Origin of the sequence: Saccharopolyspora oryzae (assembly GCF_027853915.1) — a bacterium.
GTDB classification, from domain to species: Bacteria; Actinomycetota; Actinomycetes; order Mycobacteriales; family Pseudonocardiaceae; genus Saccharopolyspora; species Saccharopolyspora oryzae.
The window spans coordinates 80,217-91,297 of sequence record NZ_JAQGLA010000021.1 but is presented as its reverse complement, the minus strand read 5'-3'; the positions used below and the strand labels follow the sequence as shown (position 1 = coordinate 91,297).

The window sequence follows — 11,081 nt, the reverse complement described above, 5'->3', positions numbered from 1 at the left end:
CCCCCCGCCCCCCCCACGCCGGGGTCCCGACACGCCCGGGTATGCAGTTTCAATTGAAACTGTGGTCCCTCGTGCCTGGGGATTGCAGTTTCAATTGAAACTGTGGTTACCGGTGCTCAGATGAGCGGGGAGCTGGCCCGGGTTCTGGGGAGGAGTGCGCAGCACTGCTATGTGTTGATGACCGCTCGCGGCTGGAGCGCGCGTTGGCGGCGGATGAGGTGGGCGGTGAGCACGACGAGTTGGCAGAGCGGGGAGGGGAAGCCGAGGACGATGCCGGTGGCGATGTCGATCAGCGGGGCGGCGATCGCTGCGGCGAAGACGCGGTTCGAGGCCGTCGGCGGCTTTTGGGGTGTCGCCCACGGGGTGCGGGGCCAGGGCTTGGCGATCGACAGCCATGCCTGGAAGGCGATCGCCGAGGCCATCAGGGCCGTGCCGAGCAGCAGGGCCAGCGGCGGGGCTGTTGCGCTGGCCGAGGTGACGGAGTCCTGCAGTGCGCCGGAGAGGAGGAAGATCCCGGCGTAGAGCTGGACGACGGTGATCGCGAACTTCACCAGCACCCACCAGTTGCGGAAGAACCCCCAGGCCGTGGACGCGGCGAGCATGAACCCGGTGAACGCGGCGGCGTTCGCGAACGGGCCGAGCAGCCGCACGTCCACCACGTGCGCCATCGACGTCGCGCCGACGCGGACCGCCGGATCGTCGCTGGCGAAACCCGTTGCCAGCAGGGTGAAGAGCACCAGCGCCTGGGCCATCCAACCGACCGAAGTGATCACGTGCAGCCACACGACGGTCTGCCGCCACCGCTGAGAACTCGACTTCGCCACGACCACGAGAATCCGGCACGCACAGGCGCGGCGGATCCAGTGCTCTCCCCGAGAAAACCCTGAGATCTACTTGGTGGCCCAGGCGCCGTAGAGGAAGGGGCCGACCACCGTTCCGTTCTCGTCGGCGATCTCCGCGAGGAGGCGGGTGGTCAGGGTTTTCGGCTCTACCTCTTCGGTTTTGGCGATGCCGAGGCGTTCCATCAGGGGCAGGATCCCCTCGACCACGTTCGCCCAGCCGAACGCCGGGGCGTTCGCGCCGCCTCCGGCCACCGCTTCCATGCGCAACAGCGGATCCGGGGCGCCTGCTTCGCGGAACGTGGCGAACAGGGACAGGCCCATCTTCATGTCCGCGCCGACCGCGGTGAGCGTGTCCATGACCCAGCCGCGGACCTGGCGCCAGAGCGGCGAATCGACGCTGGTCCACGAGTAGGTGAGGTCCGGTTCCTGCATGCACAGCACGCCGCCCGGGCGCAGCAGCGGCAGTGCTCGGCGCAGCGCCTCGGCCGGGTCGGGGAGGAACAGCAACACCAGGCGGCCCACCACAGCGTCGAAAACGCCGTCGACGACGTCCAGCTCCTGAACGTCGCCCTCGCGGAACTCGATGTTGGTGTAGCCCGCCGCGTCCACCAGGCGCTGGGCGCGCTGGACGGCGTCCGGATCGCGTTCGACCCCGATGACGCTGCCTTCCGGCCCGACGATGTCGGCGGCGAGCCGCGCCACGTTGCCCGCTCCGCTACCGAGATCCAGCACCCGCATCCCCGGCTCCAGGCCGGCGGCGTCGAACAGGCGGCGCGTCAGCGGGTCGAGGACCACGCTCTGCTCCAGCAGCCGCCGTTCCTCGAAATCGCGGTCGTTCACGATGTACTCGTGGGTCTCCGACATGTCCACGCCCCCAGTGCGTCCATCCGGCCGGTTCGACCAGCCACTATCCACCGCTGATCGACACCGGGCAAGCATTTCCACACTAATGCTTGAAATTGGTGTCGGGGCGTTGGTGGAGGGCGACGCCCGCGATGACGAGGCCGATGCCGAGCAGGTCCTGCCAGGTCGGGACCTGGGCGAGCAGGAGCAGGCCCATCGCGGTGGCGACCGCGGGCAGCAGGGCGAGCATGAGGGCGAACGAGGCGCGCGGCAGCCGGGCCATGGCCAGCTGGTCGCACACGTACGGGATCACCGAGGAGCACACGCCGACGCCGATTCCCCACAACATCCACAGCGGATGGGTGAACGCGCTCGCGGCGTCGGCGAGGCCGAACGGGCTGATCGCCACCGCGGCGACGATCATGGCCATGCCCAGCCGGTCGATCCCGCTCCAGCTCGCGGCTCCGGTGTTCGCGATCCGGTGCCCGAGGACGACGTAGAGCACGAAACCCGCGCAGTTGGCGAAGGCCAGCGCGAATCCCCAGGGCTCGTCGACCAGCCGGAGCTCGGTCAACGCGACGACGCCACCCACCGCCAGCAGCAGTGCCAGCATGTTGCGCCGGGTGCGGGCGCCGGCCGCGGCGACGACGACCGTGCCCAAGAACTCGATCGCCCCGACCGTGGCGAGCGGCAGCCTGGCCAGCGCCAGGTAGAAGGCGGTGTTCATGGCGGCCAGCACGAGCCCCAGGCCCAGCAGCACCCAGCGCTGGTCGCGGGGCATGCCGCGCAGCAACCGCCACGGGCGTCGCCACGCGGCGAACACTGCTGCCGCTGCGGCGATCCGCAGCCATGTCACGCCCAGCGGGCCGACCTGGGCGAACAGCAGGACCGCCAGCGACGGGCCGAGGTAGTGGAAGACCGCGCTGGTCACGAAGAACGCGGGTGCGGGCAGCCGGCCGACCCAGTCGGCTCCCCGGTTGTCGACCAGTGACGCCGTGCGTTGTGCCATGTGACGATTGTTCGAAGGTGCAGGCCAGATCGGAATGGCCAGATGAAGGTTCAGGAGTCGGAATGCCTGGAGAACAACGGAGCAACAGCCGTTCGGCCTTCAACCGCCGGAGCGAGCTGCTGGACGAGATCAACATCCGACTGCTGGGCGAACTGCGCGAGGCACCGCGCATGAGCATGTCGGAGCTGGCTCGGCGGGTCGGCATGAGCGCCCCGGCCGTCACCGAGCGGATCCAGCGGCTGGAGCGCGTCGGCGTCATCACCGGCTACCAGCTGCAGATCGACCCGGCCAGCCTCGGCCTGCCGGTGAGCGCGTTCGTCCGGATCAGGCCTGCGCCCGGCCAGCTGCCGAAGGTGGCGGCGCTCGCCGAAGAACTGGAGAACGTCAGCGAGTGCCACCGCATCACGGGCGAGGACTGCTTCCTGGTCCGGATCCACGCCGGTGCGGTGGACGAGCTCGAAGAGCTGCTGGACCGGTTCCTGATGTTCGGCCAGACCACCACCTCGATCGTCGTCTCGACGCCCGTCCCACCGCGCCCGCTGCCGCTGCCACCGACGTAGTCCGATGTGGACGTTGCAGGTGTCGCGCAGCAGGGTGGCCTTCGCGGGTCATCGCTGCGGTTGGCGCCAGATCAGGACGACTGCGGCCAGGCCTGCGAGGGCGGGAAGTGCGCCGAGCGTGCTGTACAGCGGCGGGATGACGTTGGTGTACGCGCCGCCGGAGAGCGACATGTTGAGCAGCGCGGCCGAAGCGCCGAGGGCGAACATGATCGTGCCGACCACGCGCACCCAGCGGGCGTGCTTGCGGACTCCGACGATCGTCCACAGCCAGCCGGCGATGCCGAGCACGCCGATGGTCGCCAGGTAGCCGGCGATGGCGTTGCGGTCCATCGCGATCAGGTCGTCCGGCCAGTCGGGGTAGGCGCTGCGCACGTGGTTGCCGAGGCTGTCGACGGTCGCGACGTCGATCAGCGGCGCGAGGCCGGCGAGGACGGTGAGTGCCAGGCCGAGGTGCAGGACGCGGGTCGTCTTCGGCGTTGCCGTGCTGGACATGGTGGAGCTCCCCAGTTGATTCTTACGGTGTAAGTTTCTGCGACCACCGTAGGCTTACGGTGTAAGAAATGCAATCGACCCGTGAGGAGCGGCATGCCCACCAGTCGCACCCGCGGCCAGCGCGCCGGCCTGACCAGGCAGGACGTGCTCGGAGCCGCGTTGGCCCTCGTCGACCGCGAGGGGCTCGAAGTGCTGTCGATGCGCCGGCTCGGCGCTGAGCTCGGCGTCGAGGCGATGACGCTCTACCACTACGTGTCCAACAAGGAAGCGCTGCTGGACGGGCTGGTGGAGCAGCTGTTCGCCGAAGTCATCGCGCCGCAGGACAGCAGTGGCTCGTGGCAAGCGGATCTGCGGAACTACGCGCACGCCATGCGCGAAGCGCTGCTGGCGCACCCGAACGCGATTCCGCTGGTGGTGTCGAGGCCCGCGGTGACCTCGCGCAACCTGGAGATCGTGGAAGGCGTGCTGGCGACCCTGCACGCCGCGGGGTTCACGCTGGAAGTCGGGCTGGACGTGCTGTTCTCGCTGACCGGTTTCGTCCTCGGGCACGTCGTGACCGCGACCAGTCCCGGAGGGGAGCTCGTGGACGCTTCCGAGCAGGTGCGCAATCTGTCCGATGTGGACCCCGGCGAGTTCCCGCTGCTGGCCGCGGCGGCAGCAGGGGCGAGCAGTCAGGCCGGGGCCAAGTCGCGCTTCGACTTCGCGCTCGACGCGATGCTCGCCGGCTTCGAGCAAGCCCGGATCACGAGCTGAGGGTGGCGATCCAGAGGTGGTCGCGGGCCCGGGTCTGCGCGACCAGGCGGTGGCGGTTCGACGCTTCGACCTCGTCCCGGTGGCCGTTGAACTGCAGGCCCTCGTCCGGGAGGAAGACCGCCCGGAACTCCGTGCCCTTGGCCCGGTGCACCGTGCCGATGTGGATCGGACCGGACGTGCGGCCGTTCCAGCGGTCCAGGGAGCGGACGGTGAAACCGGCCTCGCGCAGCACCTGGTCCCAGTGCTGCGCCGCGCTGTTCGTCCTGGTCAGCACGGCTGTGTCGGCGGTGTCGCCGAGTTCGCGGAGCGCGGCGACCAGCGCTTCCTCCTGGTCCGCGCCCTCCCAGCGCACCACTTCGCCGCCGGGTAAGACCGGTAACGCCGAGCGCAGCGCGACCGCGGGACCGCCGTCGAGGTCGTCGAACCGGTTGATCGCGTCGAGCTCCCCGGCCTGCTGGACGATCGACGCCCGGTTCCGGTAGTTGCGGCGCAGCACTTCACCCCTGCCCTGCAACGAGATCCCGGCCTCGGACAGCCGCCAGCCGCCGGGGTACACCTGCTGCTGGCCGTCGCCGATGAGCAGCAGCTGATCGGGACCGTCGCCGCTGATCGCGTGCACCAGGCGCAAGCCGATCAACGTCAGGTCCTGGACCTCGTCGACGACCACCGCCGCGTACTGGCGGGGCAGCGGCCGGCGGTCGAGCTCCGACAGCGCGCGCATCAGCACGTCGTTGTGGTCGAAGGCGTCCCGTTCGGACAGCTCGCGCTCGTACTCGCAGTAGAGCTGCCAGGCGCGGGCGCGGAGTTCGGCCGGCAGCGGCTGGCCGCGGCCCTTGCGCGGAACCGTTCGATAGGTGTCCAGCGTGCGGATCCCGCGACCCTTGATGACCCGGTTGATCTCGTCCTTCCAGTAGCTGCGCGAGTTGCGGAACCCGCGCAGCGGCCCGGTCAGCTCCGAGCGCTGCCACACCGCGTCGAAGGCCTGCTCCACCTTCTGCTCGTCGACGTCGGCGGCGCGTCCGCGCTGGTCCAGGAAGTCCCGCGCCCAGGAGTGCAGGTGGGTGAACTCGATGCGCTGGACCAGGTGCGGGGCCAGCGAGCGGAACTGCTCGGCGGCGATCAGCGGCAGGTTGCGCAAGTGCGTGGTGAACAGCAGCTTCCCGGTCGTGCGGCGGGAGAGGTAGGCCAACCGGTGCAGGGCCAGTACCGACTTGCCGGTGCCCGCCGGGCCGGTGATCCGCGCCGGTCCGGAGTAGCGGCGCCGCACCGCGCCGAGCTGCGTGTCGTCCAGGAAGATCCGCCAGTCCCGGAACGGCCGCTCCAGCGCCCGCTCGACCCGCTCGCGGCGCAGGTCCCGCGTCCCGATCAGGGCGGATTCGCCGACCTGCCCGGGGATGCGCTGTCCCGGGATGCGCTGCGAGTTCCACATGAACGGGGCCAGGTCGAAGGTCCTGCTGTCCAGGTGCCGCGCGATGTTCAGCGCCTCAGCGGGTTTCAGCAGCCGTTCGCCGTGCCGCAGCACCCGGTCCAGCTCGGCCTCGGTGATGGCCAGGTGCTCGCCGGTGTGGCCCTTGCGGCCGCGGTGATCGGCCGGGTGCACCACCACCGCGCGGATCACCGCCTCGGTCACCGCGCCCGCGTCGGTCGACGCGCCGGCCAGCAGCTCCGCCGCCCAGACGAACGCCGCCCGGGCGTCCTCCCACTCCGGTTCGGCCTCCCGGAGCAGGACGACCAGCACGCCCTGCGGGCCCACGAGCACCGCGTCCGGGCGGTTGGCCGGGGTGTGCGGGGCGAACTGGTTGAGCAGCGGGTACCAGCCGCTGTCCTGCTCGACCCCGAACCGCTGCAGGACCCGGTGGTGCCAGGGCGGCAGCAGCCGACCGGCCAGCTCGGCTTCGGCTTCGCGGCGCAGACGTTCCTGGCGGTGGTGGAAAGTCCCGGTCACGGCGCCTCCTGTCTCCACTGGAACCGTCGCCGGCGGAGCCGACCACGCTCGGTATCGACAGTAGTGCGTTGAGTGTCGGTTTCGGGCGTGTGCGCAGCTCATCACCTGGATGTCGCAGGCGCGGAAATCACCGCCGGGGGAGCTCCTCGGCGACCAGCAGGTCCAATGTGGACATCGGTAGGGCGCCGTGGCGCAAGATCGCGTCGTGGAAGCGGCGGATGTCGAAATCGGCGCCGAGCCGCTGCTGCGCGGCGGCCCGGACCCGCTCGATCTCCAACTTCCCCACCAGGTACGACAGGGCCTGCGCCGGGTAGGAGATGTAGCGGTCGATCTCGGAGTCGACCTCCAGCTGCGGCAGGATGGTCTGCTCCCGCAGGTAGTCCACGGCGCGCTGCCTGCTCCAGCCGAACTCGTGCAGCCCGGTGTCGACCACCAGCCGCGCAGCCCGCAGCAGGTCCTGTGCGACCATGCCCAGCCGGGCCAGGTCGTCGGAGTACAGGCCCATCTCGTCGGCCAGCCGCTCGGTGTAGAGGCCCCAGCCCTCGGCGTAGGCGGTGATCGAGATCAGCCGACGCAGCATCGGCAGCTCGGTGCGCAGCTGCGCCAAGCTGATCTGCATGTGGTGGCCGGGCACGACCTCGTGGAACGCGATCACCTCGGAGTTGAAGCGCTGGCGCTCCTCGGCGCGTTCGGTGTTGGCGAAGTAGACGCCCGGGTGCGAACCGTCCAGGGCCGGGGCGTTGTAGAAGCCGATCGGCGTGCTGTCCGTGGTGGGGCCCGGAATCGCGCGCACCTCGCACGGCTGGTCGGGCAGCGTCGCGAACCACTGCGGCGCAGCCGATTCCGCGCGCGCGATCGCGTTGCGGGCGGAGGTCAGGAGCTCCTCGCCGTCCCGCCAGCGCAGTGCGGGATCGGTGCGCAGCCGGTGCAGCACCGCGTCCGGATCGCGTTCGTCCCAGACCCGCCCGCCGAGCTCGGAGAGCTCCCCGCGCAGCGCGGCGATCCGGGCCCGGCCGGTGTCGTGCAGGTCCTGCGGGGTGCGGTCGGTGCTGGTGTTGGCGCGCACGAGCCAGTGGTAGGCGTCGTGGCCGCCAGGGATCCAACCCAGTCCCGGCCGGTCCGCCGGGCGCGAGTGCGGGGCGATCTCGATGGCGAGGAACTCCCGGTACTCGCGCAGCGCCGGGTGGACCTCCTCGGCCAGCACGCGCTTGCGCTCCTGCTCCAGCGCCGGGTCGTGCAGCTCGGGAACGAGCAGCGGGTCCGGATTGGCCAGGTAGTCGCCGAGGTGGCGGACCGCGTCCTCGACCAGCACCCGCACCGGAACCCGGCCGGTCGCGACACCCTCGCGGTGCCGTTGCGCGGTGGCCGCGATGAACTCGGGGAGCTTGCGCAGGCGCTGCACGAAATCCGCGCCCTGCCCCGCATCCGCGACCGACACCTGCCCGAGGTGGAACAGCAGCCCGGCCACCGGCGCGAACAAGCTCCCGACCACGGTGTACTCGGGGGACCGGGCGTCGAACCGGGCGACCACGGCCTGCGCGTGGTGCACCACGGCCGCGATGGTCAGCCGCTGCTCCAGATCGGCGTGCGAGGTGTCCACCGCCATCGCGCGCACCCGGATGTCCTCGGCGCGCTCCCGGAGCGCCAGCTCACCCGCGGCGGAGATGTCGGGCAGCCGGTCGTCCCAGGTCCGGACCCCGTACAGCGAAGCGCTGACCGGGTTCGACTCGAAAATGACGTCCAGCAGTTCATCGGCGAGTTCTGTGGGAGTGCTCACACCCACCCATGTTGCCCCAGTCGACCGCTACTGCGCCGCTGCTGAGCGAACGGACCGTTCGTCCCGTAGAGCGAGGTGGACGGGCCGTTGACTTCATCCGCCCGGGCCTGGCGGACGGTCGCTGCGAAGCGGGGACAATGAACGCGTGGATCCACTGCACGACCCGGACGACGAGGCACTGCTCGACCCGAGGCAAGCTCGCGATCTCGCCGGGCTGGTCGAGACCGCGCGGCTCGCTTCTGCCGTCGTGCGCTACGGGCTGCGCACCAGGGTCGGTGCCGCCACGGTCGTGCTCAACCAGGACAACCCGCTGCCCGCCGCCAACCACGCCTGCGCGCTGTGGGGGACGCTCGCCGAGGTCGCCGGAACCCTGCTGGAACTGGAGCAGGTCTTCGCCGACGCCGGCCACGCCGAGGCCGTCGTGTTCGCCTCGCCGACCACCGTCGCGGAGATCGAGGGCATCGCCGACGACGCCGGATGGCGCGCGGTGGAGGAGCTCGTCGCGCTGCTGCACCGGGTCCGGCAGGACCCCCGCGGCCTGGCGCGACCGGCCGAGGACCGCGACCTGCCCGGCATCGTCGACCTGATCGCCGACGACGCCGGTCTCTCCGAAGAGGGCGAGCGGCGACTGCTGCGCAACCTGGGCCACCGCATCGACGAACCGCGCAGCGTCCTGCGAGTCGTGGACGACCCGGACGCCGACCGCATCGCGGGCTTCGCCCAAGGGTTCATCGAACGCCGCGTCGGCCTGGTCGAGCAGGTGATCGTGCGCCCCGGCCGACGCCGCCGGGGCATCGGCCGCGAACTGGTCGCCGACGTCATCGACGAACTCCGCGAACGCGGCGCCCTGATGGTCGCGGCCCAGAGCGAAGAAGGAGGCACGGCGGAGCGCTTCGCCGAAGCCTGCGGCTTCGACGTGGTCTACGGAGTCACGGCCTACGCCCGCCGAATCGACGACCTCCTCTGAACCTGTCTCCGGTGGTCGTTTTGCGTGGCGGTGCGGGTAGCGGAACCTCAGCGCCCGCCTGGACTCCGGGTGCCCGACTTTATGTATGCCAATACACGGCAGTCGGGCCGTCCTCGCCAGGCGAACGCTGAGAACCCGCGGCGGTGCAAGCGCCGAGGGCGGGCTATTCGCCTGGCGGCGAATCCAAGCAAAAGATCAAGAACCAGGATCAGCGACAGGCTTTGACCGGCATTTCGGCTGGTCAGGACCCGTGAGTACTTTGGGGCGCTATAGCAACCCAAAGTACTCACGGGTCCCCACCTGCGGAAAGGGACGCCCGTGCGCCACGGGTTGCTCGATCCAGGTGGGCGGATCGTCACATCTTCGGTCTTCGGCGGAATAAAGCTCCGGCGGTGGGGGTTCGGGTAGCCGGACCGACCCGGGCATGCTCCGGGCTATTCGTTTAGTTCGGCTAAGCATGGGAGGGCGACGGTGTCGAGCAGCTCGGCAACGGCGGAGAACACCGAGGGCACCGGCATCGGTTCCTTGCCGCGGGAGATCTGGATCCTGGTCACCGGCGGCTTCATCGTCGCGGTGGGGATGGGCATCGTCGCCCCGGCGCTGCCGACCTTCGCCACCAGCTTCGACGTCGGCGTCACCGCCGCATCCTTCGTGATCAGCGCGTTCGCCATGATGCGCCTGGCCTTCGCACCGGTCAGCGGACGACTCGTGTCGTTCTTCGGCGAGCGCTCGATCTACGTCCTGGGCATCACGATCGTCGGGGTGAGCACCGCCGCCTGCGCGTTCGCCGCGTCCTACTGGCAGCTGCTGATCTTCCGCGCCCTCGGCGGCATCGGCTCGACGATGTTCACCGTGTCCGCGGTCGCGCTGCTGGTCCGCCTGTCGCCGCTGCACCTGCGCGGCCGGGCGTCCGGGGTGTGGGCGACGAGCTTCCTGCTCGGCAACGTCTCCGGGCCGATCATCGGCGGCGTCATGATCGGCTACTCGCTGCGGCTGCCGTTCGTCACCTACGGCATCGCGCTGTTCGCCGCCGCGTTCATCGGCTGGCTGATGCTGCGCAAGTCGGAGCTGGCGGCGCCGCAGACCGACACCGGCGAGGCACCGGTGCTGACGGTGCGCCAAGCCCTGCGCCACCGCACCTACCGCGCCGCGCTGCTGTCCAACTTCAGCAACGGCTGGGCCGTCTTCGGCGTCCGCATCGCGCTGGTGCCGCTGTTCGTGGTCGAAGCCCTGCGCTCCACCGAGTCCATGGCGGGCGTGGCGCTGTCGGTGTTCGCGGTCGGCAACGCCGCGGTGCTGCTGCTGTCGGGCCGGATCGCCGACCAGCGCGGCCGCAAACCGCTGGTCCTCGTCGGGCTCGCGGTCTCCGGTCTCGCCACCGCGTCCCTGGGCTTCTCCGACTCCGTCCCGTGGTTCCTCGTCGCCTCGCTGATCGCGGGCATGGGCGCGGGCATCCTCAACCCCGCCCAGAACGCCGCGGTCGCCGACATCATCGGCGCGAAGGGCAAGGGCGGTCCGGTGCTGGCGTCGTTCCAGATGTCGGCCGACTTCGGCGCGATCCTCGGCCCGCTGGTCGCCGGGGTCCTCGCCGACACGCTCTCCTACCGAGCGGCCTTCGCCGTCACCGGCTTCACCGCGGTGCTCGGCCTGCTGGCCTGGGCCGGAGCCCCGGAAACCCGCCCGGCGGACAAACCCGCTCCCCAGCTGGCCGACGACGCCGCCTGAGCGCTCGCCTTCGACCCGCGCGGAACGAGCACTTCAGACAGAAGGTTTTCGAGTCGCCGCCCGGCGCTGCCGGTCGCAGTCTGGACACCCGAGCAGGTGTCCGGTGACCGGCCGCCGGGTATCCCGGCGTTGACCTGACGCGCCGGTTTCGCCTGCCTGCCGAAGCGG

General features: G+C 70.5%; 10 protein-coding genes. 4 read left to right on the top strand and 6 right to left on the bottom strand.

What is annotated here, in order from left to right; translation table 11 throughout:
• Positions 1 to 167: 167 nt before the first annotated feature.
• The 3 genes from OU415_RS16125 to OU415_RS16115 form a co-directional block, all read right to left on the bottom strand.
• Complete coding sequence (locus OU415_RS16125) at positions 168 to 830, bottom strand: hypothetical protein (protein WP_270949599.1); 663 nt, start codon at positions 828 to 830, stop codon at positions 168 to 170.
• Between the two features lie 60 nt (positions 831 to 890).
• Positions 891 to 1,706: a class I SAM-dependent methyltransferase gene (locus OU415_RS16120; RefSeq protein ID WP_270949598.1), complete on the bottom strand. Its 816-nt coding sequence runs from the start codon at positions 1,704 to 1,706 to the stop codon at positions 891 to 893.
• 82 nt (positions 1,707 to 1,788) lie between these two features.
• Entirely contained in the window at positions 1,789 to 2,694 is a 906-nt protein-coding gene (locus tag OU415_RS16115) for an EamA family transporter (protein ID WP_270949597.1), read from the bottom strand.
• Positions 2,695 to 2,756: 62 nt separating this feature from the next.
• Between OU415_RS16115 and OU415_RS16110 the strand changes: the two genes are divergently transcribed.
• On the top strand, positions 2,757 to 3,254 hold the full coding sequence (locus tag OU415_RS16110; protein WP_270949596.1) for an Lrp/AsnC family transcriptional regulator: 498 nt from the start codon (positions 2,757 to 2,759) through the stop codon (positions 3,252 to 3,254).
• A 48-nt stretch (positions 3,255 to 3,302) separates the two neighbouring features.
• On the opposite strand, the gene OU415_RS16105 is transcribed toward OU415_RS16110, so the two are convergent.
• A complete protein-coding gene (locus OU415_RS16105) occupies positions 3,303 to 3,746 on the bottom strand; it encodes a hypothetical protein (protein ID WP_270949594.1) in 444 nt (147 codons plus the stop codon).
• 93 nt (positions 3,747 to 3,839) lie between these two features.
• On the opposite strand from OU415_RS16105, the gene OU415_RS16100 reads away from it, so the two are divergent.
• Positions 3,840 to 4,499, top strand: a complete 660-nt coding sequence (locus tag OU415_RS16100; RefSeq protein WP_270949593.1) for a TetR/AcrR family transcriptional regulator C-terminal domain-containing protein — start codon at positions 3,840 to 3,842, stop codon at positions 4,497 to 4,499.
• On the opposite strand, the gene OU415_RS16095 is transcribed toward OU415_RS16100, so the two are convergent.
• On the bottom strand, positions 4,489 to 6,444 hold the full coding sequence (locus OU415_RS16095; RefSeq protein ID WP_270949592.1) for a UvrD-helicase domain-containing protein: 1,956 nt from the start codon (positions 6,442 to 6,444) through the stop codon (positions 4,489 to 4,491). The genes OU415_RS16100 and OU415_RS16095 overlap by 11 nt on opposite strands.
• 127 nt (positions 6,445 to 6,571) lie before the next feature.
• On the bottom strand, positions 6,572 to 8,221 hold the full coding sequence (locus tag OU415_RS16090; protein ID WP_270949590.1) for a DUF885 domain-containing protein: 1,650 nt from the start codon (positions 8,219 to 8,221) through the stop codon (positions 6,572 to 6,574).
• Between the two features lie 145 nt (positions 8,222 to 8,366).
• Here OU415_RS16090 and OU415_RS16085 point away from each other — a divergent pair, with 145 nt between their 5' ends.
• Both OU415_RS16085 and OU415_RS16080 read left to right on the top strand, forming a co-directional pair.
• Positions 8,367 to 9,188 (top strand): GNAT family N-acetyltransferase, encoded by an 822-nt coding sequence (locus OU415_RS16085; RefSeq protein ID WP_270949588.1) that lies wholly within the window; start codon positions 8,367 to 8,369, stop codon positions 9,186 to 9,188.
• Positions 9,189 to 9,659: 471 nt separating this feature from the next.
• Positions 9,660 to 10,913, top strand: a complete 1,254-nt coding sequence (locus OU415_RS16080; RefSeq protein WP_270949587.1) for an MFS transporter — start codon at positions 9,660 to 9,662, stop codon at positions 10,911 to 10,913.
• The last annotated feature ends 168 nt before the right edge of the window (positions 10,914 to 11,081 follow it).

Excerpts from the sequence above, each read along its gene's own strand:
- OU415_RS16120 (WP_270949598.1), bottom strand. The coding sequence starts at position 1,706 with ATGTCGGAGACCCACGAGTACATCGTGAACGACCGCGATTTCGAGGAA.
- OU415_RS16100 (WP_270949593.1), top strand. The coding sequence starts at position 3,840 with ATGCCCACCAGTCGCACCCGCGGCCAGCGCGCCGGCCTGACCAGGCAG.
- OU415_RS16115 (WP_270949597.1), bottom strand. The coding sequence starts at position 2,694 with ATGGCACAACGCACGGCGTCACTGGTCGACAACCGGGGAGCCGACTGG.
- OU415_RS16110 (WP_270949596.1), top strand. The coding sequence starts at position 2,757 with ATGCCTGGAGAACAACGGAGCAACAGCCGTTCGGCCTTCAACCGCCGG.
- OU415_RS16105 (WP_270949594.1), bottom strand. The coding sequence starts at position 3,746 with ATGTCCAGCACGGCAACGCCGAAGACGACCCGCGTCCTGCACCTCGGC.